At 71.2% G+C, this 22424-nt stretch carries 26 protein-coding genes and 1 pseudogene; 7 read left to right on the top strand and 20 right to left on the bottom strand.

Annotated elements, in window-relative coordinates; genetic code table 11:
- Positions 1-4: 4 nt before the first annotated feature.
- Positions 5-658, top strand: a complete 654-nt coding sequence (locus tag ACIRJP_RS20160; protein WP_404175707.1) for a TetR/AcrR family transcriptional regulator — start codon at positions 5-7, stop codon at positions 656-658.
- Positions 659-695: 37 nt separating this feature from the next.
- Here ACIRJP_RS20160 and ACIRJP_RS20155 read toward each other — a convergent pair.
- The 3 genes and pseudogenes from ACIRJP_RS20155 to ACIRJP_RS20145 all read right to left on the bottom strand — a co-directional run.
- Positions 696-1078 (bottom strand): annotated as a pseudogene (locus ACIRJP_RS20155) (TetR family transcriptional regulator); the annotation flags it as partial.
- A gap of 122 nt (positions 1079-1200) precedes the next feature.
- Positions 1201-1998, bottom strand: a complete 798-nt coding sequence (locus ACIRJP_RS20150) for an inositol monophosphatase family protein (RefSeq protein WP_404175704.1) — start codon at positions 1996-1998, stop codon at positions 1201-1203.
- Between the two features lie 63 nt (positions 1999-2061).
- Complete coding sequence (locus ACIRJP_RS20145; protein ID WP_404175702.1) at positions 2062-2790, bottom strand: serine hydrolase domain-containing protein; 729 nt, start codon at positions 2788-2790, stop codon at positions 2062-2064.
- Between the two features lie 207 nt (positions 2791-2997).
- Between ACIRJP_RS20145 and ACIRJP_RS20140 the strand changes: the two genes are divergently transcribed.
- Positions 2998-3558 (top strand): cysteine hydrolase family protein, encoded by a 561-nt coding sequence (locus ACIRJP_RS20140; RefSeq protein WP_404175699.1) that lies wholly within the window; start codon positions 2998-3000, stop codon positions 3556-3558.
- Between the two features lie 21 nt (positions 3559-3579).
- Here the strand turns inward: ACIRJP_RS20140 and ACIRJP_RS20135 are convergent, their stop codons facing one another.
- The 7 genes from ACIRJP_RS20135 to ACIRJP_RS20105 all read right to left on the bottom strand — a co-directional run bounded on the left by ACIRJP_RS20135 (position 3580) and on the right by ACIRJP_RS20105 (position 7769).
- The gene (locus tag ACIRJP_RS20135; protein ID WP_404175696.1) at positions 3580-4431 is read right to left on the bottom strand and encodes a hypothetical protein; all 852 of its coding nucleotides are present in this window, start codon (positions 4429-4431) and stop codon (positions 3580-3582) included.
- Between the two features lie 512 nt (positions 4432-4943).
- Positions 4944-5216 carry a hypothetical protein gene (locus tag ACIRJP_RS20130; RefSeq protein WP_404175693.1) on the bottom strand — a complete coding sequence of 91 codons (273 nt, stop codon included), beginning with the start codon at positions 5214-5216 and terminating at the stop codon, positions 4944-4946.
- A gap of 181 nt (positions 5217-5397) precedes the next feature.
- The gene (locus ACIRJP_RS20125) at positions 5398-5835 is read right to left on the bottom strand and encodes a hypothetical protein (protein WP_404175691.1); all 438 of its coding nucleotides are present in this window, start codon (positions 5833-5835) and stop codon (positions 5398-5400) included.
- Between the two features lie 18 nt (positions 5836-5853).
- Positions 5854-6429 (bottom strand): RNA polymerase sigma factor, encoded by a 576-nt coding sequence (locus ACIRJP_RS20120; protein ID WP_404175688.1) that lies wholly within the window; start codon positions 6427-6429, stop codon positions 5854-5856.
- Positions 6422-6517, bottom strand: a complete 96-nt coding sequence (locus tag ACIRJP_RS20115) for an LPXTG cell wall anchor domain-containing protein (protein WP_351253291.1) — start codon at positions 6515-6517, stop codon at positions 6422-6424. Before ACIRJP_RS20115 ends, ACIRJP_RS20120 begins: the two co-directional genes overlap by 8 nt.
- A gap of 99 nt (positions 6518-6616) precedes the next feature.
- Positions 6617-7174 (bottom strand): TetR/AcrR family transcriptional regulator, encoded by a 558-nt coding sequence (locus ACIRJP_RS20110; protein WP_404175684.1) that lies wholly within the window; start codon positions 7172-7174, stop codon positions 6617-6619.
- A gap of 13 nt (positions 7175-7187) precedes the next feature.
- Entirely contained in the window at positions 7188-7769 is a 582-nt protein-coding gene (locus ACIRJP_RS20105) for a sugar O-acetyltransferase (RefSeq protein ID WP_404175681.1), read from the bottom strand.
- A gap of 106 nt (positions 7770-7875) precedes the next feature.
- Between ACIRJP_RS20105 and ACIRJP_RS20100 the strand changes: the two genes are divergently transcribed.
- Positions 7876-8286 carry a hypothetical protein gene (locus tag ACIRJP_RS20100; protein ID WP_404175678.1) on the top strand — a complete coding sequence of 137 codons (411 nt, stop codon included), beginning with the start codon at positions 7876-7878 and terminating at the stop codon, positions 8284-8286.
- 45 nt (positions 8287-8331) lie between these two features.
- On the opposite strand, the gene ACIRJP_RS20095 is transcribed toward ACIRJP_RS20100, so the two are convergent.
- The 5 genes from ACIRJP_RS20095 to abc-f form a co-directional block, all read right to left on the bottom strand.
- Positions 8332-9333 carry a MerR family transcriptional regulator gene (locus ACIRJP_RS20095; RefSeq protein ID WP_404175676.1) on the bottom strand — a complete coding sequence of 334 codons (1002 nt, stop codon included), beginning with the start codon at positions 9331-9333 and terminating at the stop codon, positions 8332-8334.
- A gap of 3 nt (positions 9334-9336) precedes the next feature.
- Positions 9337-10038 carry a HEAT repeat domain-containing protein gene (locus tag ACIRJP_RS20090; protein ID WP_404175841.1) on the bottom strand — a complete coding sequence of 234 codons (702 nt, stop codon included), beginning with the start codon at positions 10036-10038 and terminating at the stop codon, positions 9337-9339.
- Positions 10039-10140: 102 nt separating this feature from the next.
- A complete protein-coding gene (locus ACIRJP_RS20085; RefSeq protein WP_404175673.1) occupies positions 10141-10815 on the bottom strand; it encodes a methyltransferase domain-containing protein in 675 nt (224 codons plus the stop codon).
- Between the two features lie 159 nt (positions 10816-10974).
- Positions 10975-11565 carry an isochorismatase family protein gene (locus ACIRJP_RS20080; RefSeq protein ID WP_404175670.1) on the bottom strand — a complete coding sequence of 197 codons (591 nt, stop codon included), beginning with the start codon at positions 11563-11565 and terminating at the stop codon, positions 10975-10977.
- 138 nt (positions 11566-11703) lie between these two features.
- Positions 11704-13323, bottom strand: a complete 1620-nt coding sequence (abc-f, locus tag ACIRJP_RS20075; protein ID WP_404175667.1) for a ribosomal protection-like ABC-F family protein — start codon at positions 13321-13323, stop codon at positions 11704-11706.
- A 153-nt stretch (positions 13324-13476) separates the two neighbouring features.
- Between abc-f and ACIRJP_RS20070 the strand changes: the two genes are divergently transcribed.
- Entirely contained in the window at positions 13477-14166 is a 690-nt protein-coding gene (locus ACIRJP_RS20070) for a TetR/AcrR family transcriptional regulator (protein ID WP_404175664.1), read from the top strand.
- Here the strand turns inward: ACIRJP_RS20070 and ACIRJP_RS20065 are convergent.
- Entirely contained in the window at positions 14157-14843 is a 687-nt protein-coding gene (locus ACIRJP_RS20065) for a lysophospholipid acyltransferase family protein (protein ID WP_404175838.1), read from the bottom strand. The two genes, ACIRJP_RS20070 and ACIRJP_RS20065, sit on opposite strands and share 10 nt — an antisense overlap.
- Positions 14844-14940: 97 nt before the next feature.
- The gene (locus ACIRJP_RS20060; protein ID WP_404175661.1) at positions 14941-16158 is read right to left on the bottom strand and encodes an MFS transporter; all 1218 of its coding nucleotides are present in this window, start codon (positions 16156-16158) and stop codon (positions 14941-14943) included.
- A gap of 109 nt (positions 16159-16267) precedes the next feature.
- Between ACIRJP_RS20060 and ACIRJP_RS20055 the strand changes: the two genes are divergently transcribed.
- Together ACIRJP_RS20055 and ACIRJP_RS20050 are read left to right on the top strand one after the other, a co-directional pair.
- The gene (locus ACIRJP_RS20055; protein WP_404175658.1) at positions 16268-16747 is read left to right on the top strand and encodes a winged helix-turn-helix transcriptional regulator; all 480 of its coding nucleotides are present in this window, start codon (positions 16268-16270) and stop codon (positions 16745-16747) included.
- Between the two features lie 259 nt (positions 16748-17006).
- Entirely contained in the window at positions 17007-18065 is a 1059-nt protein-coding gene (locus tag ACIRJP_RS20050) for a BTAD domain-containing putative transcriptional regulator (protein WP_404175655.1), read from the top strand.
- 84 nt (positions 18066-18149) lie between these two features.
- Here ACIRJP_RS20050 and ACIRJP_RS20045 read toward each other — a convergent pair whose 3' ends face one another.
- A complete protein-coding gene (locus tag ACIRJP_RS20045; protein WP_404175653.1) occupies positions 18150-18803 on the bottom strand; it encodes a cutinase family protein in 654 nt (217 codons plus the stop codon).
- Positions 18804-19023: 220 nt separating this feature from the next.
- On the opposite strand from ACIRJP_RS20045, the gene ACIRJP_RS20040 reads away from it, so the two are divergent.
- Entirely contained in the window at positions 19024-20871 is a 1848-nt protein-coding gene (locus ACIRJP_RS20040) for a BTAD domain-containing putative transcriptional regulator (RefSeq protein WP_404175650.1), read from the top strand.
- Between the two features lie 35 nt (positions 20872-20906).
- Here ACIRJP_RS20040 and ACIRJP_RS20035 read toward each other — a convergent pair whose 3' ends face one another.
- Complete coding sequence (locus tag ACIRJP_RS20035; RefSeq protein WP_404175647.1) at positions 20907-21521, bottom strand: hypothetical protein; 615 nt, start codon at positions 21519-21521, stop codon at positions 20907-20909.
- Entirely contained in the window at positions 21518-22357 is an 840-nt protein-coding gene (locus ACIRJP_RS20030) for a 4'-phosphopantetheinyl transferase superfamily protein (RefSeq protein WP_266737796.1), read from the bottom strand. Before ACIRJP_RS20030 ends, ACIRJP_RS20035 begins: the two co-directional genes overlap by 4 nt.
- Between the last annotated feature and the right edge of the window lie 67 nt (positions 22358-22424).

Genomic DNA, 22424 nt, shown 5'->3' with positions numbered 1-22424 from the left:
CCTCATGGCTACTGACATCAAATCGGCCGCGCAACCCGCCGGCCTGCGGGAATCCAAAAAGCAGGAGACCCGGCAACTCATCTCCGACCACGCCACCCGTCTGTTCATCACCCAGGGCTTCGAGCAGACCACCATCGCCGAGATCGCCGCCGCCGCGCGCGTCGCGAAGAAGACGGTGACCAACTACTTCCCGCGCAAGGAGGACCTGGCCCTGGACCACCAGGACGCGTTCATCGCTTCCCTGGCGCACACGGTGGCCACTCGACGGCCCGGCGAGTCCGCCCTGGCGGCACTGCGCCGCGCCTTCACCGACGCCGCAGCAGCCGCAGATCCGGTCTCCGGTTTCTCGGGGCCCGCCTTCGCCCGCATGATCGCCGACAGCCCCACCCTCTCGGCCTGTCTGCGCGGCCTGCACGACCAGCGCGAACGCGCCCTGGCCCAGACTCTCGCCGCAGCCGTGGGCGCGCCGTCGGACGACATCACCGTCCAGACCGCCGCCGGGCTGCTCGGCACCGTCCACCGCATTCTGTTCCAACGCATCCAGGACCTCACCTTGGCCGAACATCCCAACGACGAGATCGCCGCAACCATCACCACGGAGGCAGCCAACGCCTTCGACATCCTCGAACCGGCCCTCGCCGACTACGCCGTGGCCTGAACACCCGGCCACCCGCTCCGGCGGTCCGTCAGAACCGTCAGCGCGGCTGACGGAGTCCTGCGACGAGGAGTGCGACCAGTCGGCGCGCGTCGTAGCGGGGGTCACCGTCGGCGCCGATGCAGAGGTTTCCGATGCCGCGCATGAGTTGGTAGGCATCGAGGTCGGGGGCGAGGCCGGAGCGGATCTCGCCGGAGGCGACGGCCGCGTAGAGGAGTTGGGCGCACACCGGCAGGAGACGGTGGAGGGAGTAGGTGTGCAGCGCGTCGTAGCCGGTGCCTCCCCCGCTGCGTCGTGGCGGCCAGGCCTTGCTTGGTGACCAGGAAGTCGACGAAGAGGTCGACCGCACCGCTCCAGGGCGGCATGGGGCGTCGGGCCGGCCGACAGCAGGGCCGGGCCGGCCTCGGCACAGGCATCGACCTGGGAAGCCGTCCTTCGCCACCATGACCACACCAGCCCTCGTCGTCGCCGGGGCAGCAGGCGCCCCACACCGGGCCCCGTCGCGCGTGGTCGAAGCCACCGACGTCACCGACACCCTCTCTCCTTCAGGTGCGGATCATCGACATCAGCAGTTGGTGGGTTTCGCCGTCGGCGGCCACGACGAGTCCGCGGCCTGCCTGTCCGATCGGGGAACCGTCGATCCCGGTGACCACGCAGCCGGCGGCCCGGCACAGTGCGATACCGGCGGCGAAATGAACGCTTCCGGACAGGTCGCCGCCGTCGGTGACGTACGCGGCGCGCTTGCCGGCGGCGACCCAGGCCAACGCCAGCGTCGTGGATACGACTCGGGGACGGAAACGTTCCACGAACCCGGGATGGGCAAGCAGTTCCACAGCCCGGAAGCCGGGCGCGCCGGGGAACGGCGGGTCCAGATTGACGTCCACGAGTTGGGTGTCGGGCGTGGGCGTCAGTCGCGCATCGGCATCGTCGTGCCGCACCCAGGCGGTCTCCCCGTCGGTGAAGAAGACCTCGCCGCTGAACGGGTCGGCCACCGCTGCCGCACCGTTGCGCAGCGCCACGTTGACGGCCACCAGCATGTTGCCGACGGCGTAGTTCAGTGTGCCGCACAAGGGATCGACCAACCACTGGCGGTCGGCCCGAGCGGCACCCTGGTGTCCACCCTCTTCGCCGAGCAGAGCGTCATCGGGCCGGGCGGCCCGGATGACACCGAGAATCGCCTTCTCGGCCTCCACGTCGGCGGTGGTGGCGAAATCCCCGGCCCCCTTGTCGATGCGGGTGAGCCGCCGACCGTACATGCTCCGCACCACGTCCGCGCCGGCACGTACCGCGGCTGTCGCAACCCCGGCATCGTCGAGGCCCGCGCTCGCGTATGAGTTGACCATGTCACGCAGGATATCGGCGGCGGTCCGGGTCCTCGCCTGCCGGACCGGTCCTGTCCATGTTGCTCACGGGTTGAAGGCGGCCGAGACGAGCCGGTTGACGAGCGCCAGGTCGTTGCCGCCGCCGGTGGTGGGATTGAAGGAGTAGACGAGGCGGCGGCGCAGGTCACGGGTGGTGAACATGCCGTCGGTGTAGCCGAAGGTGCTGCCGGTCTTGCCCCAGACGGTCACTCCGTCGGGAAGGGTCACGCGCATCAGTCCCGCGCCGTAATAGGCCCGGCCCCGGCCCGGATCCTGGGACCTGCCGCCGAGGTATGGGACGTCGGGAACGGTGAACAGTTCGGCCATCCGGGAGCGCGACAGGAGGCGTCCTCGGAACAGGGCGGTCAGGAAGCGGTCCAGGTCGCCGGTCGTGGAGATCATGCCGCCTGCGCCCGGGTTCTGGTCGGTGATGTCGACCAGCTGGGTTCCGCCGCCCGCCCGGGGCACGGCGATATAGCCGTGGGAGTGGGGGCCGGGAATCGTGGTGTCGGTCTCCGGGGCGGTGGTGTGCCGCAGATGCAGCGGGCGCAGCATCCGGTTGGTGATCTCCTGCTGGTAGCTGTGGCCGGTGAGCTTCTCGATCAGCATCCCGGCGACGTAGTAACCGGTGGCCCCGTAGACCTGCTTTTCACCGGGGGTCGTGAAGGGCCGGTCGCGCCGGACCGCCTTCGCGACCAGTTCGGCCAACGGGTGATCGTCGAAGCGGTGCTCGACGATCCCCTCCGGGGTGGTCGGCAGATCATCCGCCGTCAACTCAGACTCCCCCCGCTCGGCCCCGGCCTGCCCCTGATCCGCCGTCAGGGCCGAGCGGTCCACCGGGCCAGGCCGCTTGGCGGAACTCGTTCCCGGCGGGCACACTGCCACGGTGGCGCCACATTGCCGGCGGCCGCGCGCACTGCACGAACATGCAGAACCCGGCCCCCGCTTCAGCGCCGGTCCGACGTCGTTTCTGGAGACCGTATGAGCAGCGCCCTTCTCGTGATGGACGTCCAGCGAGCCATCGTGGACATCGCCGACGACGGCTCCGGATACCTTCCGCGCCTGCGCAGGGCGATAGATGGTGCCCGGGCCGCAGACATTCCTGTCATCTACGTGGTCATCGCGTTGCGCCAGGGCTTTCCCGAAGTCAGCCCGCGCAACAGAGCTCTCACCGCCGTTGCGCGAGCCGGACTTCATGTAGAGGGCGACCCCGGCACCGAAATCCACCCCGATGTCGCGCCCCGGCCGGGCGAGGTGGTGGTCACCAAGAGACGGGCGAGCGCGTTCTGCGGCAGCGACCTCGACGTGGTGCTCAGGGCGCACGGCATCGACAGCCTCGTCCTCACCGGCATCGCCACCAGCGCCGTGGTGCTGCATACCCTGTGCCAGGCCAACGACCTGGACTTCGGCCTCACCGTTCTCGCCGACGCCTGTCTGGACACCGACGCCGAGGTCCACCGGTTCCTCACCGAGAAGCTGTTCCCGCAGTGGGCGGACGTCACCACCGTCGACGGCTGGCTGGGCGCCGCCACACCCCGGTAGCGACGGACCGGGAGGCGGAGACTATCCGGCGAAGATGCGCTCGGGCCAGCCTGCGGCGATCCGCCCGTACGCCAGGATGTCAGCGCTGTTCGGGGTCTCCCGGTTCTTGTCCATGTAGAGGTAGGCGTCGCCGGTGGGGAGCGTCCCGATCCACGCGGAGTTCGGGCCCATCGTTCCGTTCTTCGCGCACGATCCGACGGTGATCGCCGTGAGGTTGCCCCAGCTGGTGGGGCGGACGTCCTTGCGCGTCCACTTCGTCGGCGTCTTGTGGGGAATGGTGTACTCCACCAGCTGTCCGGTCGTGAGGGTGGCGAGAAGTACGTCGGCGCTCTGCCCGTCCGGAAGCGTCTTGAGGCCGTACCACGCCAGGGTCTTGACGCCCTGCCAGCCGGACGCGCCGACCAGTGTCGTGCTGTGCATGCTCTCCGCCTTGGTGGCGGTGTTGTACCGGAAGATTCCGCCGCCGTCGGTGAGGGAGTACACGTAGCTGCCCGGCCTGCCGGAGAGGGCGGGCACCGCCGTCATGAGACGGACGGAGCTCCAGGTCGTGCCCACCTTCTTCTTGGCCAGGGTGCCGTCGAGGTTGAGGCCGAGCACGTACAGGCTTCCGTCGGCCGCGGTCGCGTAGTAGTCCCGTCCCGTGCTTCCCAGCGCGTCCGGCGACTCCGCGCCGGCCGACTCCTTCTTGACGAGCGCCCGCGGCACGAATCCGAGCCGGCTCTGCTCCCAGACCGAGGTGTACAGGTTTCCCTGGCCGTTCTCGCTGGTGTAGGTCCGGTCGACGATCCGCTGAGCGGAGTCGACTCCCAGGACGTTCACGGAACAGGACAGGCCCGGGTCAGGGATACCCGGCACGCCTGTGCTCGCCGTCATGGGACGCACCGCAGGAGCCGGTGCGGCCTGAGCCGGAGCCGGTGCGGCCTGAGCGATCGCGGGAGCGGCAAGGGACGTGAGCGTGAGCGCGGCAACAACCGCGACGGAACCGCTCACTCGACGTCGGAACATAGACACCCGTTCATCCTCATCTCGTGCTGTTCGCTGGTTTCTCCGCATGCGTGAGGCGCATCCGGGGCCCTGCTGGCAGGGCCGAGGGTCTTCTCCGAGAACTCGAAGAGGAGACCCTTGTCCAGGCAGGGACGACGGAGGCAGTACACCGGTTCCGCAAATCGAGAATTACTTGCTTCTGCTAATCAGCACTGATGCATGCGTCCGACATTGCCTGGAAAGTCACAAGGTGCACTCGGTGAACCAAAGCGTTGCCATGGCGAACCCTTCGAGGTGTTCGGTGAGGTATGCCGCTTCGGTCGCGAGCCGGTCGGAGTCGAGTCCGCGGGTGCGCGCTATGAGGACTCCGGCCCGTCACATCCGTGAGCGGCCTCGTGCGTTCACTGCAGGTTGTTCGTGTCCCTGGGGATGTTGCCTGCGGCGGGGAGCGGCTGATGGCCTTCGTCCCAGTGGTTGGACCAGCTGCACAGTCCGCACGCGTACCGGCCATTGAGGCCGTGCACCTCGGCGCCGCAGCCTCGACAGCGCGTGGTGGTGATCTCCGGGGTCATGGCGGGTCCGGGAGAATTGGACGACCAGCCGCATTGGTTGTTGCAGGTCCAGGACCCGTCGGGGCCCTGGGTGGCTGCCGCGCCGCAGTTTCCGCATGTCATCGGAGACCTCCCCGGGGTGGTCCGGCCGGCGGGGGTGCGGCGGGGCCGGGTTCAGGATGGCAGGAAAAGGCGGGGTTCCGAGAGCCTCTCGCTCTTTCGGGTTACCCGGGACACTCGGGCGAAAGGGCGGGGAGGTGCGGGTACTCGGGTTCCCGCACCTTCCGTGCCCGGGACGGTCGCATCACCCGCCGTGATCCGCGACCCGAGATCGCTTTGGCGCCGGCCCCCGGGACTTGGCGTGGGTCAGTTCGCACCTCCCGTCCACGCAGGACCGACGCAGCCGCCCGGCCGAGACGGTCTCCACGAGGCCGATCGCCCAGCACATCGGGCAGCCGCGCAGTGCGACCAGGCCGACCGGCGCGAGCACAAGACTCCCCGGGCCGACGACCGGCAACAGGGCAAGGGACCCTACGAGCGCACCGAACCCGACGGCGCCGCGGGCCAGATGGCGCGGCACGCTGTCGCTGGCGAAACCGCCGCGCACCTGCGCGTCGCGCACACCGGCGGCGCCGACGACGACTGTGGAACCGGGCTGGTACCCGGGCGTAGAAATGGACTTGTAGCCGGATGTGGAGCCGGTCGTGGCGGTGCGTGGCACCGTGGTCGAGTCAGATGTCATCGTTGTTGGTTCCCCTCATCACGGCAGGTCCTCGTTCAGTACCTCGCGTACTGCCGAACGGGCCCGGTGCAGGCGGGACTTCATCGCGGCGGTGCTCAGTCCGAGCCGGTCGGCGACGGTGCGGCCGGGCAGGCCCTGGATGTCCCGCATGACCAGCACCTGCCGCTGGTCCATGGGCAGGGCGGCGACGGCGGCCGCGACGCGTTCGGCCTCCAGACGCAGCAGGACGTCCTCCTCGGCGGACCGCGAGGTGCCCCCGAACGCTTCGAACCGGTCCGACGTGCCGAGCCGGCCGTGCTCGTCGGCCGGTGCGCGGTGGAGCAGGGCGCGGGTGCGGCGCAGGCACTCGTTGCGGACGATCCGGAACATCCACGATGCCAGCGCCCCGGAGGCGCGCAGCATGCCGATCTTGCGGTAGAGGATGATCAGCGCTTCCTGGGCGGCATCCTCGGCGTCCTGGGGTGTGGCACACAGCGTGTGCGCGAACCGGTGTACGTGCGGGTAGGAGCCGTACACCAACGAGGTGAGCGCCTCGACGTCGCCGCGTTGCGCCGCGGCGACCAGAGTCGCGCCGGGCCAGGTGTGGTCAGCCACGCTGACGCCTCCGGCGGCGCAGCAGCGTGACGGTGCACGCGCACAGCAGCAGCGCGCCGGCCGCGGCGGCGATGATGACGGTGGTCATGTGGTCCTCCTGGCGAGTACGGGGCGGACGCGGTCGTCCGCACGCCTATGAGAGGCGCGGCGGGCCCAGAAGGATTCACCCCTGGCCATGAATGCGGCCTCAGGTGGTCGCCCCGGAGGGCCCGGTGATGCGCGTGACGGCGTCGAGGGTGAGCGCGCGGTCGTGGGGTTCCGTGGCCAGGGCCCGATGGAGGGTCAGCCCCTCGATGAGGGCGTCGAGTTGGCGGGACGTGTCCGGGTCGAAGTGTTTCTCCAGGTGGCCGCGGCTGCGGGCCATCCATTCGTGGGTGAGTTCCCGGTAGGAGGGCCGTCGGGCGGCGAGGGTGTAGAGCTCCTGGGTGAGGACGAGGTCGCGTCGGCTTCCGTCGGACAGCGCGTGGATGAGGTCGACCACCGCTTCCCTTGCCTGCCGGCGATCGGCCGGAGCGGCGAGGTGCGTGTCGAACAGCGCGACCACGTGCTCGGTGAAGTGGCGGAAGGCCTCCCGGAGCACTTCGTCGATCCCGCTGAAGTGGTAGGTCATCGAGCCCAGGGGGACGTCTGCGCGGGCAGCGATCTTCCGGTGGGAGACACCGGCGGTGCCTTCCTCGGCGATGAGGTCGAGCGTGGCGGTGAGAATGCGTTCGCGACGCTGTGGGTCGGTGTGTCCGGTGGCCATGGTCGTCGCGGCCTCAGAGCGTGCGGACGGGGCGGGCGGGGTTGCCGACGGCGACGACACCCGCGGGGATGTCCTTGGTGACGACGGCGCCGGCGCCGATGACGGAGTTGTCCCCGATGGTCACGCCGGGGAGGACGATCGCGCCTCCGCCGATCCATACGCTGTCGCCGATGGTGATCGGCTCGGCGGCTTCCAGCTTGTCGCGGCGGGGTTGCGGCTCCAGGGGGTGCGTCGGGGTGAGCAGCTGGACGTTGGGGCCGATCTGGCAGTCCTCGCCGATGGTGATGGCCGCGACGTCCAGGGCGGTCAAGTTGTAGTTGACGAAGGTACGCGCCCCGATCGCGATGTTGCTCCCGTAGTCCACGTACAGCGGCGGCCGCACGTGGACCTCGTCTCCTACCGACCCGAGGAGTTCGGCAAGGACGGGCTGGGCCGCGCCCGCGTCTTCGGTGTAGGCGGCCTGGTAGCGGGCGGCCAGGCGCACCGCTTGCTGCTGGCGGCCGGCGATCTCGGGGTCGTCGGCGATGTAGAGGTCGCCCGCCAGCATGCGTTCGAGGTTGGTGCGGGGGTCCTGTGCGAAGTAGTCCGTCTGCATGAGGATGATCGTAGGCGCGGAGCGTACGATCGTACACTCTGTGGTCTGCCGACGGCCTCGCGGGGCCGTGGCACCATGTCCGGCATGACGACGTACCGAAGGGGCCATGCCTCGTAGACGGCCAGGACACGTCCGGGGCGGTGTCGTCCGGGGCGGTCTCCCCCGCCACCGGACACCGGACGCAAGGCCGGTCATCGGCGCCATCGACGGCCTGTCCTCGCCCGCACTCGCCGATATCGCCCGCCTGGAGCGGACCCGCAACTATCTGCGGCCGGGGGACGTCACTGCGGCCGTGCGCCTGTGGAAGGACTACGTCCACCGCCCCGAGCGCGTGCTGTGGCAGGACTACGACTGGGGCAACGTGCACTGGTACTGCTGCGGCGATCCTCTCGAAGCCCGTGCTCTCCTGGACACCGTGATGCAGGCCCTTCCTCCCCGGAGCGCCCGCGAACTCCGGCGCGTCATCAGCCGGTCGGACGCGGTGTGGGACCAGCCTGCGCTGCCGTACGAAACCTGAGAAGCTCCGTCGCGGTGCTGCTCGTCCCGCTGATGAACCGCAGGCTCACCCGTCGCGCAGCCGGAGAAGGTACGTCGCAGTCAGCGCGACGGCACGGTCCTCGTCGTGCGACAGCTCCGCGAGGGCCCGTGAGGCCGTCGTCCCCGGGATGCCCGCCAGCGCCTGGGTCAGCCGTCCGCGTGCGGGCGCTTCAGTCGTGTGCTGGGCAAGTCGGTCGACGAGCCCGGCCGCGATCCGGTCCGCCGTCGCGGTGTCGTCCGCCAGCACGCTCAGGGCATCGGCCGCATCGATGTCGTTCCTGCCCTCCACGATCATGTCGATGAGCGTCGGTACCGCATCGGCCGCTCCACGTGACCCGAGCACCAGAGCCGCGTACCCGCGGACCACGGCGTCGGGGTTGGCGAGGGCGTCCCGCAGGTACGCGGCAGCCTCACCCCCGGGCATCTCGGCGAGGGACTGAACGGCACGTTCCCGCACCGCCGCCACCGGCGATCGGAGGCCCTGCGCCAGCAGTTCCGAACCGCCGTCGCCCGATCGTGCCAGCGCCCATCGAATGGCTCCGGCGACGTTCGGCTCCGTCTCGCTCAGTGCCGCGTCGACCAGGGCCTCCACCGGCACCGGAACCTCGTCGACGGAGGAGAGGGCCGCGCGCTGGCGCGCGTCGGCGCTCTTCGACCCCAGCGCCTGGAGGAGCGAAACGACCTGGAGGACGTGCTCCCAGTCGGCGGGGTCCGCGGCATCGATCCGGCGGAGCCGCGTGAGCAACTCCGTCTCGGCCGCGATGCGTTCGCTCGTCTGGCGGATGAGGTCGCCGACGAGCGCCGAGGGCGTGAAGCCGGGATCGTCGAGTGCGCGCCCGATCTCACGCAGGGACAGCCCCAGTGACCGCAGGCTCTCGATGTGGAAGATCCGCCGGATGTCCTCCCCGGAGTACTCCCGGTATCCGGAGCCCGTGCGGCCCGAAGGCCGCACCAGGCCGAGCGACTCGTAATGCCGGAGCATGCGGGCACTGACCCCGGACCGTCGCGCCACCTCACCGATCAACACGCCCTATCGTCCCTCCTGGCCGGAGCCACCGAGGGCCACGACGCGCTTCGCCTCCTCGATCGCGAACTCGAACCCGGCGTCCGGGTCGCGCAGCAACCGTTCCGTGGCAAGTGCGTGTGCGTGCACGTGTGCCTGCGGGCGTGCGCGTGCGTGTACCTGCGGGCCAGGGGTCGTTGTCGCGGCGTGCAGAGCCGGCAGAATCACTTCGCCCAGCGCGACCATCGCCCGGCTGAGACTCAGCTGCGTCTCCCGCCCACCGCGCCCGAGCTGCGTCGCCAACACCACGGCCAGGGCGGGCTCCTCGCCTTCCGATACGAGTACGACCGCGGCCCGCCAAGCGCTCCGCGCCACCTCGTCCTCGGGGTCGGACAAGAGCGTCCGGGTGATCGCAGGCCACGCCTGCCGGTCCCCGATCTTGGACAGGCTGTGCAGCGCCTGGCTCCGGGCCTGCGCACGCTCCGAACGGAGTTCGCCGACCAGCGCCGGGAGTGTCATGGACACCGGGTGGCGGGTGAGTGCCCAGGTCAGCATGTCGCGGACGAAGAACTCGGGCTCGATCGCGCATCGCTCGATGAGCGTTTCGACGTAGCGCGGGTCGGGCGCCGTACCGACCGCCAGAGCGGCCCGCAGCCGCACGGACGAACTGCCGTCCCCCAGCCCCTGGAGCACTCGTGCCCCATCCGTGTCCTGTCCCGTGACCGTCATCGAGACCACCTCCTCGGCAAGCAGTGAAGACCCTGCCACCGTGTCAAGGTCAACCAGGACCCACCGCGCAGGCACCTGTCACCTGCTGGTTCCCGGTGCCGGTCATCCGGTCGACCGGGCAGACCCTGCCTCCGGTTTGCGGGCGAGCAGGTGAATCTCCTTGAACTGCCGCCGGTCGGTGGGCTGGGGCTCGCGAACCATCCGGGCCACCTCGGCCAGACCGGCCGTGCGCAGCATCGCGGCGAGGTGATCCGGCGACCATCGATAGGCAGGAGCGACGGCGTGGTCGAAGACCTGCGTCGGGTGGGAAGGGTCGTGGCTGGCCCAAAAGCCGACCAGAATGTGGCCGCCGGGTGCCAGCACACGGTGGAACTCCAGCAAGATGGAGGGGAGTTCATGCGGCGGAGTGTGAATGATGGACCAACGTGAAAGTGCGCCTGCCAACACGCCGTCAGCGATGTCCAACGCGGCCATCGAGCCCACGTCGAACCGCAGGCCCGGGTAGGCCTGCCGAGCTGTCTCGATCATCGCGGGAGAGGCATCGACGCCGAACACCGCCAGCCCCAGTTCATCCAGGTGGGCAGTGATATGACCAGGCCCACACCCCAGATCTGCGACCTGACCGCCCCCACCCGCACTCACGGCCTCGGCGAACGCACCCAGAAACGCGCGGTCCAAGGGCCTGTCACGCAACTCCTCGCGGAACAGTTGCATGTACAGGGGGGCGGCGGCGTCGTAGGCCTCGCTGGTGGCACTGAGGGCATCGTGTTCGATCACGCCCACGACCGTAGTCCCTGGCACCGGCACACGCCCGGGAATCGCGATCCGGGCCGGGGTCCGGTCCGGCGTCACCGCGGCGCCGGCATTTCAAGATCACACCGCTCGACGCCGGCCCCCGAGGCCCGGCCCTCGGATCGGGGCGGGGCGCCGACCCGATCAGGCATGGACGACAGGTTCGCCGCTCAGCGCGACACCGGCCCGGCGTAGCTCGTCGAGTGCGGTTCGCGTGGTGTCGGGGGCGACACCAGCGGTGTAGTCGAGCAGGACCCGCACCGTGAAGCCCGCTCGTGCTCCGTCCAGCGCGGTGGCCTTCACGCAGTGATCGGTTGCGATCCCCACGATGTCGAGATCGGTGACATCGCGGGCTCTCAGCCAGTCGGACAACGTCGTACCGTCCTGGGTGAAGCCTTCGAAACCGCTCTTCGAGGCGGAGTGCGCGCCCTTGAAGACAACCTCATCGACGTGCCCGGATTCCACGGCGGGCGCGAAGTCCTGGTGGAACTCGCCTCCTTCACTGCCGACGACGCAATGCACGGGAAAGGATTCCTGGAAGTCGGGGTTCTCGGAGAAGTGGGTGCCGGGGTCGATGTGGTGGTCACGGGTGGCGACCACGAAGGCGTACTGCCCGTCCGAGTGCCCGAGCAGCTCGGCGATGGCGGCGGCCCGGTCCGCACCGCCCTTCACCGGAACGCTGCCACCCTCGCAGAAGTCCTTCTGCACATCGACGACGATCAGTGCACGACGCATGGGAAGAGCCCTTTCCCTTCGGATACAGCGATCCACTCGATGGTCGCCCTGCCACCGTCGGACGGGGCCACCACTCGCCGGTCGTTCACCCGACCAGCGCGCGGCACGCACCGCAACGGGCTTGGTGGAGCCGGGGCGTCAGGCCTCGGCGGTGGACGTCCCGGTCGCCCGCATCGCCAGGTGGGCGCCTCGCCAGCGTCGGCGCAGCCGGCGATCGTGGCTGACGACGACGAGGGCGCCGTCGTAGTCGGCCAGGGCGGTCTCCAGCTCCTCGACGAGAGCGGGCGACAGGTGGTTGGTGGGTTCGTCGAGCAGCAGGACCTCGGACGGCTCGCTGAGCAGTCGCGCCAGGGCTAGACGCTGCGCCTGCCCGGTGGACAGCCGGCCGACCGGCACCGTGAGCTGGTCGCGGTCGAACAGGCCCAGGGACAGCAGCTGTTCGGCGTGCTCGGCGGGGTGCCCGGCCCGGTCGCGGGCGAAGGCGGCCAGCACCGTCTCGTCCGGTTTCCCGGGCTGTGGCTCCTGGGGGAGGTAGCCGATCCTGCCGCGCCGGGTGACGCTCCCGCTGTGGGGAGCGATGTCCCCGGCCAGGACACGGAGCAGAGTGCTCTTTCCCGCTCCGTTCGGCCCCGTGATCAGCAGGCGTTCGCCTGCCGCGACGGTGAGGTTCGTACGGTCGAGCCGGTCCGTGACGACGATGCCGGCGGCGTCGAGGACGGTACCCACCAGGCGACGCGTCCGCAGTACCGGGGTGAAGTGCAGCGGCTCCGGCGGAGGCGGGACCGGGTCGGCGAGCAGGCGGCGCAGCCGTTCCTCGGCGTTGCGCACCCGACTGGCCAGGGACTGCTGTACCCGGCCGCCCGCCCGGTCGTAGGCCATCTTGTTGCCGTCCTTCATCAAACGGCCCGGAGCCACCTGGCGGGCGGTGGTCGCGGCGGCCTCGCGGAGCCGGTCGGTGTCGGCCCGCCACTGGCCGTGCGCCTGGGCCCAGCGCTGCCGGGCGGCGGCCTTCCCGGCGAGGTAGCCGGAGTAGCCGTTGCCGTACCGGACGACGCGGCGCCGGTCGGCGTCCACCTCCAGCAGGCTGGTCGCGACCCGTTCGAGGAAGATCCGGTCGTGGGAGACCGCCACCGTGGTGCCCCGGCGGGTGCGGAGGTGTTCCTCCAGCCAGGTCAGGGCGCCGTCGTCGAGGTGGTTGGTCGGCTCGTCCAGCAGCAGCACCTCCGGCGCGGCGGCCAGCAGGGCCGCCAGCCGCAGTCTGACCCGCTCGCCGCCGGACAGGCTGCCCACGCTGCGGTCACGGCCGACCAGTCCCAGGCCGAGGCCGTGCAGGGCACGTTCCACCCGGGCGTCGGCGTCGTAGCCGCCGCGCAGTTCGAAGAGCGTCATCAGTTCGCCGTACTCGGCCAGGCCCGACGCGTCGCCGTCGGCCATCTCGGCCTCAAGCCGCCGCATGCGCCGCTCGACGGCGCGCAGATCGCTCAGGGCGCGGTCGATGATCTGCTGGACGGTTGCCCGCGGGTCTGTCCGCTCGTCCTGGGCGAGATAGCCGACGCCGCCGGTGGCCTGGACCACGACCTCGCCCTCATCGGGCAGTTCGTGCCCGGCGAGCAGGCGCAGCAGGGTGGTCTTGCCGGATCCGTTCTCCCCGATGATCCCGGTGCGCTCGCCTGCGGCGAGCGAGCAGGTCACCGCATCAAGGACGGGCCTGCCGTCGAAGGACTTGCTGACGGCGAGCGCGGTGATCTGTGTGGGCATACGAGGTCTCCAGAGCATTCGGGAACGAGGCGGCCGCGAGGGGCCGCGTGGCCGGGCGAATGCTTTGGAAGAACATCGATCACTCCACTAGTGCGACAACTGATGCTTTAAGATGCTGCCATACCTTCACCCCCCGAGCAATCGGATTTACCCATGACGCCTCCCGCAGCCCCTGAGCCGGAACCGGAACGGGAGCCGGAGCCGGAAACGGAACCGAACGACACCCGGCCACCACCGGCGCCCCGACGCCGGCCCGGGGGCCGCACCGCCCGTATCCGCGCGCAGGTGCTCGACGCAGCCCTCGCGGAGCTGGCCGAACACGGTTACGACGGGCTCACCACGGACGCCGTCGCCGCCCGCGCCGGAGTGCACCGCACCACTGTCTACCGGCGCTGGCGGGACGTCGGCGGTCTGCTCGCCGACGTGCTGGACGCGGCGGGTGACGACGACTGGCAGCCCCCGGACACCGGTTCGCTGGAAGGCGACCTGACAGCGCTGAACGAGGAGATCCAGACGGGCATGAGCGCACAGCCACCGGTCATGGCGGCCCTGATCGCCGCCTCGTTCCGCTCCGAGAAGGCCGCCGAGGCCCAGCAGCGGCTGTGGGAGGACCGGTACGCCCGCTGCGGGATCGTCGTCGGCCGGGCCGTCCGGCGCGGCGAACTCCCGCCGCGCACCGACGCCCGGCGGCTGCTCATCGCCGCCACCGCGCCGCTCTACCACCAGCTGGTGCTTCTCCGTACGCCGTACGACCCGCAACTGCCGGGCCACGCGGCCAGAACCGCCGCCCTCGCCGCAGCCGCCGGTGCCTTCGCCGAGCCCCCGCCGGAGGTTCACACCTGAGACCCCGTCCGGGCGCGGCTGCCGCGCGCGGCGGGCTCGCGCAGGCGGGCGGCGGCCGTGCGCCACGCGGTGGTCACCGCGGTCCGGGCCCGTGCCGTCCGGGCGGCGCGGTCGCCGGTCAACTCCAGGGGCGCGCCCACGTGCACATGAAGGTCCGGTCGGCGCAGCGGGGCGGTGACCAGACCGGCGAGCTGCTTGGCGGTGCTGCCCGAGGAGATCCGGCGGGCTCCGGCCTGACCCACGGGTATGACGGGGGCGCCGGTGCGTTCGGCGAGCCGGGCCAGGCCGCTGCGGAAGGTGCCGGGTGCCGCTTCCGCGGCGTCCCTGCGGCGGGGCAGGCCGCCTTCGGCGTAGATGAGGACCAGCCGCCCCTGCTCCAGGGCTTCTGCCGCGGCGTCCAGCGCGGCGGCGGCACGCCGGTCTCCGCGGATGACCGGGATGTGTCCTTCGCGGGCGAGCGCACGGCCGAGCAGCGGGACCCGCCACAGCCCCGCGGCCGCCATGATGACCGGCTCGGCGCCGAGGCGGTGCAGGGCGGCGGTCACGATCGCGGGGTCCGCCAAGGACGTGTGGTTCGCGGCGATGATGCTGCCGGGCACGAGTTCGGTGCCGGGGTCGGTGGTCACCGTCAGGCGGCCGAACGCGGGCACCAGGACGTCGGCGAAGCGGCTGAGCATGAAGGGTCTCCCGGTCTCGGCGGTGTTGGTCCTCATCGTCGGGACGGGGTGGTGCCCGGGGCCTGAGTCGCCGTACTCATATCCGGGTCCTGTCGCTTCAGGCGGTGCACCGTTCCCGCCTCACCACCGGTCGGGCGGCACCGTTCCTGGTGAATGCCCAGAGGACGAGGGCGAGGCCGCTGAATCCGGCGCCGAGTACACACACCGCGCTCCAGCCCGCCGCGGCGTACAGGGTTGTCGCGGCGAGGGCTCCGACGGCGCTTCCGATCGAGTAGAAGACCATGTATCCGCCGATGAGCCGGCTCCCCGCGTCGGGGTGCAGCGCGTGGATCAGGCTCTGGTTGGTGACGTGTACGGCCTGTACGGCAAGGTCGAGAAGGATCACTCCGGCCGCGAGGGCCCACAGCGACTGCCGGGTGAGAGCGAGGGGCAGCCACGAGAGGGTCAGCAGGGCCAGGCCGAAGCCGGTGGTCCGGTTGGCGTGGCCGCGGTCGTTGAGGCGGCCCGCGACGTTGGCGGCGAGGGCCCCGGCGGCGCCGAGCAGCCCGAACGCGCCGATCGCGGTCGACGTCAGGGACATGGGGGGATCACTGAGAACCAGGGTGACGCTGCTCCAGAGGGTGCTGAAGGCGGCGAAGACGAGGAGCGCGAACAGGGCGCGAAGACGCGGCAGGCGTTCGCGCGTGAACAGGCGGACGGTGGAGGTGAGCAGGCGCCCGTATCCCAGTGCGGGCGCCGGTGTGGCGCGTGGGGGAATGACACGGTGCAGCGCGAGGGCCGACGCGCAGGTCAGCGCTGCGGAGGTGAGGTAGACCGAGCGCCAGCCCGCGAGGTCGCCGAGCAGTCCGGAGACGGTACGGGCGAGCAGGATGCCGGTGACGACGCCGCTGGTGACGACGCCGACGACACGGCCGCGGCGGGCGGGCTCGGTGAAGGACGCGGCGCAGGCCACGAGGGACTGTGTGACGACGGCGAGCAGCCCCAGGGCGGCCATCCCGACGAGGAGCGTCGTGGCGGTGGTCGTGGTTGCGACGAAGAGGAGCGCGGCGGCCAGGAGGAGCAGTTGCGTCGTGATCAGCCGTCGGGGGGCGAGCAGGTCGCCTAGCGGAACGAGGAGGAAGAGGCCCAGGCCGTAGCCGATCTGCGTGAGGGTGACGATGGTGCCGAGTACTGCCGGGAAGATCGCGAACTCGTTGCCGAGGGCCACCAGGAGCGGCTGGGCGAAGTAGACGTTGGCGACCGCGGTTCCGCAGGCGACCGCGAACAGTGCGGTGGCGCCGCGGGGCAGTACGGCGGCGGATGTCGCCTGGTTCATGGTGACCCTTCCAGCAGTCCGGTTGCATGTTGCTACCCGTGACCGTAGAGGCGACTGGTAGCATGTTGCAACCGCCATGGACGGCCGGTCGGCCGCGAAGGAGGACGACGTGGTGAAACGGACCCGGTTCGACGACAGCGACTGCCCGGTCGCGCGATCGGTCGACGCGATCGGCGACTGGTGGTCGCTGCTGATCGTGCGCGACGCCTTCGACGGGAGCCGGCGCTTCGGCGAGTTCCAGCGAAGTCTCGGGGTCGCCAAGAACATCCTGAGCGCCCGGCTGCGCACCCTGGTCGCGGGCGGGATCCTGGACTCGGTACCGGCGCCCGACGGCGGCGCCCACCACGAGTACGAGCTGACGGAGAAGGGCCGGGAGCTCTTCCCCGTCATCGTCGCGCTGCGTCAGTGGGGCGAGGCACGGTTCTTCGAACCCGGTGAGCCCCACTCGGAACTGACCGATCGTCGCCAGGGCCTCCCCCTGCTCCCGCTGGAGGTGCGCGCGCAGGACGGACGGCTCCTCACACCGGACGAGACGGTCGTCACCAAACTCGACGGCACCACGACGCCCCACCGCTCGCCGGGCCGGTGAGCGGTCTGCGCGTGCGCCGCGCGCGCCGCGCGCGCGCCGTGTCGCTCAGGTCATGAGGGCTACGAGGGCACTGCCGAGCCGGCGGCGGAGCCGTCCGCGAGGTGCTCGTTGCGCGCCGCCACCAGCACCTCCAGCCGCCCGGCTCGCTGCGCCCGGCGCCTGTCACTCCGGATCGTTCCGGATGCCTCGTTCGGCACTCCCGCCACTAGCTTTTCGACGGCGCCCGCCAGAACGACCAGTCCGGATCCGGGGAGCAGCGATGCCGACGACCGTCACGACCCGCCGCCGGCCGACCGCCGCACTTCTCGGGCGTCAGGAGCGAAGAGTGCTCCACGCAGTCGGCTGCGGGCTGCGGGACGACGAGATCGCTACGGCTCTCGCCGTCTCCGAGGACGCCGTGGCCGGGCATCTGGCGCGGATCCTCGTGAAGCTCGGGCTGCGCGACCGGGCCGCCGCCATCGTCCACGCCTTCGACTGCGGCCTGGTCGTGCCCGGTTGCGGTCCCCGTCCGCAGGCGGCGGGCCCGGCGCTGCGGGCGGCGGGCGGGCCGAAGGCGGAGATCTCCGTGCTCGGGCCGCTGGAGGTGCGGCGGGGCGGGCGGACCCTGGATCCGGGGCATCTGCGCCAGCAGGCCGTGCTGGCGGCACTGGCACTGTGCACGGGCCGGGCGGTCAGCCAGCAGGAACTGCTCGACGGGGTCTGGGGGTTGGAGCCGCCGGTCACCAATGTGGTGCCGGTGTACATCTACCGGTTACGCAAGAAGCTGCGACTCGGGGACGGCGGCCCCGACCCGTTGATCGAGCACGGCCGGTGCGGCTACCGGCTGGCCGCCGGTGGGGTCGAGGTGGATGTGGCGCGGATGGAGGCGCTGGTCACCGAGGCCGGGGCGGCCGACCGGGCGGGCGAGACGGCCGAGGCGGTGCGGCTGTGTTCCCGGGCGCTGGAGCTGTTCCGCGGGGAACCGCTGGCCGGTCTGCCCGGACCGTTCGCCGAACTGGAGCGGCTGCGGCTCACCGAGCGCAGGGTCGCCGTCGTGCAGCGGAAGTCGCAGTGGCAGTTGCGGCTGGGCCGGCACTCCGAGGCGGTCGCCGAGCTGTCCGCCTTCTTCGCTGCGCATCCCTTGAACGAGTCGGTGGCGGCGATGCTGATGCGTGCGCTCTACCGGGACGGGCGGCAGGCCGACGCGGTGGCCGTGTTCGTTCGCACCCGTCGGCGGCTCGCCGATGACCTGGGGGTTCGTCCCGGCCGGCTGCTGCGGCTGACGTACCGGATGATTCTGTGCGGGGACGAGGCCGGGCTCAGAGGTATCACGCCGTGATTGGGCCCGGGGCGTCGGCGGTGGATGACCGCCTGCCGGCGGCCGGTTGTCCCGGCCACCGACAGATGGTGAAGGCGTCCGTGGCTACGCGGGGTACCAGGCGCCGTTGTACCACTGCTCGTTGGCGCTGTCGTTGTGGTGGTCCATGTTGAAATCTTCGGGGTAGTTGTTGACGTGGTTGGCCGGATACGTCCAGATGCCGGCGGACTCGTCGCAGACGTAGTCCCAGTGGCAGATGGTCTTGACCGGAATGTTGCCGAAGAACTTGTCGGCACCGGCGAGCGGTGCGCCCACGATCCCGCCGAACGGCACGGACCCGCCGTTGGCACCGGGGTTGCCCTGGCGCTTGGGGTCGGCGATGAGGATGGCGTTGACGTTGTCGAACGTCTGCCAGTTCTCGGTGACCCAGATGTGCACCACCGCGGCGCCCAGGGAGTACCCGGCCATCTTGACGTGCTGGCCGGGGCATGCAGCGCGCTGGTCGCGGACCAGCCGGTTCAGCTCGTTGACGCCCGCGCGGGCGCTCGCGCCGTTGGGGATCGTGGTGGGGTACCCGACGTGCTGCTGGATGTTGCCGTAGAAGCCGTCGTTGTTCCAGGAGCTGCCCGTGCCCCCGACCACGATCGTGTAAGTGCCGTCGCACGGAGCCGCCGCCTGTGCCGTGGTCCCCTGTGCCACCGAGAGCCCGGCTGTCATCAGCAGACCGGCTGCCGCGGCCGCGATCCTTCTTGTTCGCATTCCGTCCTCCGCATGTGGTTGGCCGACGCGGCCGCATTCCGGCGCGGTACGCGGCCGGCCCGGGTCGAGGAAGACAGTGGCAGCGGTCGATGACATCGCGATGAAACCCGGCTCCGGCGGGCGGTATCGGTGTCCGGCCGACGGCGATAACCCATGGATAAGGGCGCCGCCTACCTTCGGGTTCCATGCAGGAGGCTCAGACCTGAAAGGGGTTTGCCGCATGGACTTCCGGATTCTCGGGCCGGTGGAGGCCCGGCGTGACGGGGACTGGATCGCGTTGTCCGGTTCCAAGGTGCACACGGTCCTTGCCGCGATGCTGCTCGCACACGGGCGGGTCGTCTCGGACTCCAGACTCGGCGCGCTGCTGTGGGGGTGGGACCCACCCGTCACCGCGAGCGCGCAGATCTATACGTACATGTCGCGGCTGCGCAAGCTGCTCGGTGACGAGGTCGAGATCGTGCGGCGGCAGCCCGGGTACGTGCTGCGGGCGCCCGGGGCCCGGATCGATGTCGTCGAGTTCGAGCGGCTCGACCGGCTCGGCCGCGAGGCGCTGCGGGAGCGGCGTCACGCCGATGCCCAGGCGCTGCTGACCGAGGCGCTCGGGTGGTGGCGTGGTCCCGCCCTGTCGAACGTGACCGAGTTCCTTCTGGAGGCGGAGCTGCCGCAGCTGGAGGAGGCACGGATGCTGGCTCTGGAGAACCGTATCGAGGCGGATCTGGCGCTGGGGATGCACGAGCAGGTGACGGCCGAGCTGACGGGCCTGGTCGCCGAACATCCCGTACGGGAGCGGCTGCGCGCCCAGCTGATGACCGCGCTGTACCGGTGCGGGCGGCAGGCCGATGCCCTCCAGACGTACTACGAGGGGCGCAAGGTGCTCGTCGATCAGCTGGGGGTGGACCCGGGCGAGGTGCTCGGGGCGACCTACCAGGCGGTGCTGGGCGGGGAGTTGGGGTTGCGAGGTGCAGGGGCAGCGCGGGGGCGGTCCGATGTGCCCACCATGCTTCCGGCCGCCGATTGCGGCTTCGTCGGCAGGTCCGCGGAACTGTCCCTGCTGACCTCGCGGTTGGCGGCCGGGACGAACCGGCCCCGGCGTCTGCTGGTGACCGGGATGGCCGGGGTGGGCAAGACTGCACTGGCCGTGCGGGCCGCCGAGGAGAGCGCCGGTCATTTCCCCGACGGTCAGCTCTTCGCCGAGCTGTGCGATCAGGACGGCACGCCCAAGGACGCCGGCGAGGTGCTGGTGCGGTTGCTGCGGGCACTGGGCGAGCCCGGTCTCGACGGGAACTCGCGCGCCTTCGACCGCGACGAGCTGGTCCGGCTCTACCGTGCCCGGACCTCCGGCAAGCGGCTCCTCGTCGTGCTCGACGACGCGGTCGGCGACCTCCAGGTGGCGCCGCTGCTGCCCGCGAGCCCGCAGGCGGCCGTACTGATCACGAGCCGGGCCCGGCTCGCCCGGGTGGCCGGGGCGGACACCGTGGCGCTCGCGCCGCTGGACGACGACGAGTCCCTGGCGATGCTGGCGGCGGCGGCCGGTGAGGAGCGGCTGAGGGACGACCCGGACTCGTCCGACGACCTGGTCGCGTACTGCGGGGGGCTGCCGTTGGCGCTCGCCGTGGTGGGGGCCCGGCTCGCGGCGCGGCCGTCGTGGCCGGCCCGCCGGTTCGCGGACCGGCTCGCCGATCCGGCGGACCGGCTCGCCGAGCTGTCCTTCGGTGATCTGGATGTGCGGGCGGCGCTGCTGCCGTCGGTACGGCGCATGGCCGCCGGGGCCCCGCAGGCGCTCAGGGCGCTGTCCGGTGCCGGTACGGAGCCGTTCTCGGCCCGGGACGTCTCGGTGCGACTCGCGGTGTCGGAGGACGAGGCCGAGCGGGTGCTGGAGTCGCTGGTGGACACCGCGCTGCTCGACCTCTCGGGGCTCGATCCGCAGGGGCTGCCGCTGTACCGGTGCCATGAGCTGGTCCTCCTGTACGTGGCGTCGCTGGACCCGGCGGACCCGGCGGCCTTCGGCCCGGTCTCCCCCGCCCGGCGTTCGCCCGCCGCGCACGACAGCGCCACCGCGGTCGGGTGACCGCGGTGGCCGGGAAGTCGCCGTCGTCCGTGGTGTCACCACGTCCCGCGGGTCCAGGAGTACGTCGGGATCTCGGGGACGAGCGCGGGGGCGATGGTCTCGCGGACCACGGTCCACGCGTCGGCGACGACGCGTTCGCGGGGCGGCCGGGCGGCGGCGCCGAAGGCGGTCGCGGTGACCGCCCACATCGCGGCGACGGCGGCGACGGCCCGGACCTCGGCGGAGGGCTTGGCCGGCACGGCGCGGCCCCGGCCGACATCGATACGGAAGCCGAGCTCGGCGGCCTGGGTGGCCCGCACCTTGTGGGCGACCGGGCTGCCGGGGCAGCCGAACACGGCGGCGGACAGGGGGTGTTCGTAGGCGGTGCGCACCCAGACGGAGACCCGGATGCGTTCGCGCTCCTCCCAGCCGCCGCGTGCGGCGGGCCCGGGGTCCGCCTGCTCGACGGCGGCGGCGAGCTCGGCGAAGTATCCGGTCAGTTCGGTGTCGTCGAGCGCCCCGAGGCCGGCGTCGAGCTTGCCGACGTTGCCGTCGAGCTCCCCGATGTCGGCGGCGAGCGTGCTGCGGTCGGCGAGTTCATCGGCGTAGGCGGCCCGGGGGGCCGGAGCGGCCGGGGCCATCGGGGCGGTCTCCAGGGGCTGCGTAGTCATGACGGTCGGCTTCCTTCGGTGTCGGGCGCATCGGTTTCCCCGGGCGGGCCGAGTACGGAGTGGATGTGAACGGGACCGGGCGGAGCACCACCGGGCGGGCGGGCGATGGCTGCGGCCACCCGGTCGTCGAGCCGCAGGTCCTGGACCGACCAGACGGTGGTACGGCCGGAGTGCGTGTGCAGTACGCGGACCGGTCCGTGACGGGCCGGCCAGGTCTCCAGCTCATTGAGCGCGGTGCCCACCAGTCCCAGCCCGGCCGCCTTCACGACGGCCTCCTTGCGCGTCCAGACGCGGTGGAACACCGCGTCGCGTGCCGGTCCGGGCGGCAGCGTCAGCAGGTGTGCGCGTTCGTTGTCGGTCAGTACCGAGTCGTACAACGAGGGCTGGCGCATGGGCCGTACGGCCTCGACGTCGACTCCGATGGCGTGGCCCTCACCGAGCGCGAAGACACCGCACCCCGCGGTACGGGACATGCTGATCGCCCACGGCACCTCGGGGTGTTCGATCACCGGCGGGCCGTGCCCGAGGTCCCCGCAGCCGGGGCACTGGCGCCGGCCCAGCTCGATGGACTGCGGTGCCACGAGCAGTAGTTCGGACAGGGCGCGGCGCGCCCCGGCCCTGGTGTGCACGAAGGCGGCCACGTCCCGCTCGGCCAGCAGGGTGAGCGCGCGGTGGAATTCGTCGGTGCCGAGCAGCGCCAGATCGTCGGGGACGACCCGCTGCGGCGGCTGCCACCACCACACGTGGGCCGCACCGGCGAGATCCGGTGTCCCGGGCGCTGCCCGGGAAGGCTGCTGGGTCCCGGTGCTCTTCGGTGTTCCGGGTACGAACGCCATGGACTGCCCCCATTCCTTATTCCTTCACGGTCCTTGTCGACCTCTCGTGTCTTCCCGTGGCCTCCGA

It is taken from the genome of Streptomyces sp. NPDC102437, assembly GCF_044765565.1.
GTDB lineage: Bacteria > Actinomycetota > Actinomycetes > Streptomycetales > Streptomycetaceae > Streptomyces.
The sequence above is the reverse complement of the archived record's forward strand: the minus strand, read 5'-3'. Positions and strand labels throughout refer to the sequence as shown.

Bases quoted from the DNA above. Each gene is read 5' to 3' on its own strand.
- ACIRJP_RS20040 (WP_404175650.1), top strand. From the start codon at position 19,024: ATGGACTTCCGGATTCTCGGGCCGGTGGAGGCCCGGCGTGACGGGGAC.
- ACIRJP_RS20105 (WP_404175681.1), bottom strand. From the start codon at position 7,769: ATGCAGACGGACTACTTCGCACAGGACCCCCGCACCAACCTCGAACGC.
- ACIRJP_RS20115 (WP_351253291.1), bottom strand. From the start codon at position 6,517: ATGACCACCGTCATCATCGCCGCCGCGGCCGGCGCGCTGCTGCTGTGC.
- ACIRJP_RS20150 (WP_404175704.1), bottom strand. From the start codon at position 1,998: ATGGTCAACTCATACGCGAGCGCGGGCCTCGACGATGCCGGGGTTGCG.
- abc-f (WP_404175667.1), bottom strand. From the start codon at position 13,323: ATGCCCACACAGATCACCGCGCTCGCCGTCAGCAAGTCCTTCGACGGC.
- ACIRJP_RS20135 (WP_404175696.1), bottom strand. From the start codon at position 4,431: ATGACGGCGAGCACAGGCGTGCCGGGTATCCCTGACCCGGGCCTGTCC.
- ACIRJP_RS20130 (WP_404175693.1), bottom strand. From the start codon at position 5,216: ATGACATGCGGAAACTGCGGCGCGGCAGCCACCCAGGGCCCCGACGGG.
- ACIRJP_RS20030 (WP_266737796.1), bottom strand. From the start codon at position 22,357: ATGGCGTTCGTACCCGGAACACCGAAGAGCACCGGGACCCAGCAGCCT.
- ACIRJP_RS20110 (WP_404175684.1), bottom strand. From the start codon at position 7,174: ATGGCCACCGGACACACCGACCCACAGCGTCGCGAACGCATTCTCACC.
- ACIRJP_RS20060 (WP_404175661.1), bottom strand. From the start codon at position 16,158: ATGAACCAGGCGACATCCGCCGCCGTACTGCCCCGCGGCGCCACCGCA.
- ACIRJP_RS20140 (WP_404175699.1), top strand. From the start codon at position 2,998: ATGAGCAGCGCCCTTCTCGTGATGGACGTCCAGCGAGCCATCGTGGAC.
- ACIRJP_RS20080 (WP_404175670.1), bottom strand. From the start codon at position 11,565: ATGCGTCGTGCACTGATCGTCGTCGATGTGCAGAAGGACTTCTGCGAG.
- ACIRJP_RS20160 (WP_404175707.1), top strand. From the start codon at position 5: ATGGCTACTGACATCAAATCGGCCGCGCAACCCGCCGGCCTGCGGGAA.
- ACIRJP_RS20065 (WP_404175838.1), bottom strand. From the start codon at position 14,843: ATGCTCAGCCGCTTCGCCGACGTCCTGGTGCCCGCGTTCGGCCGCCTG.
- ACIRJP_RS20035 (WP_404175647.1), bottom strand. From the start codon at position 21,521: ATGACTACGCAGCCCCTGGAGACCGCCCCGATGGCCCCGGCCGCTCCG.
- ACIRJP_RS20050 (WP_404175655.1), top strand. From the start codon at position 17,007: ATGCCGACGACCGTCACGACCCGCCGCCGGCCGACCGCCGCACTTCTC.
- ACIRJP_RS20125 (WP_404175691.1), bottom strand. From the start codon at position 5,835: ATGACATCTGACTCGACCACGGTGCCACGCACCGCCACGACCGGCTCC.
- ACIRJP_RS20045 (WP_404175653.1), bottom strand. From the start codon at position 18,803: ATGCGAACAAGAAGGATCGCGGCCGCGGCAGCCGGTCTGCTGATGACA.
- ACIRJP_RS20090 (WP_404175841.1), bottom strand. From the start codon at position 10,038: ATGACGGTCACGGGACAGGACACGGATGGGGCACGAGTGCTCCAGGGG.
- ACIRJP_RS20070 (WP_404175664.1), top strand. From the start codon at position 13,477: ATGACGCCTCCCGCAGCCCCTGAGCCGGAACCGGAACGGGAGCCGGAG.
- ACIRJP_RS20100 (WP_404175678.1), top strand. From the start codon at position 7,876: ATGCCTCGTAGACGGCCAGGACACGTCCGGGGCGGTGTCGTCCGGGGC.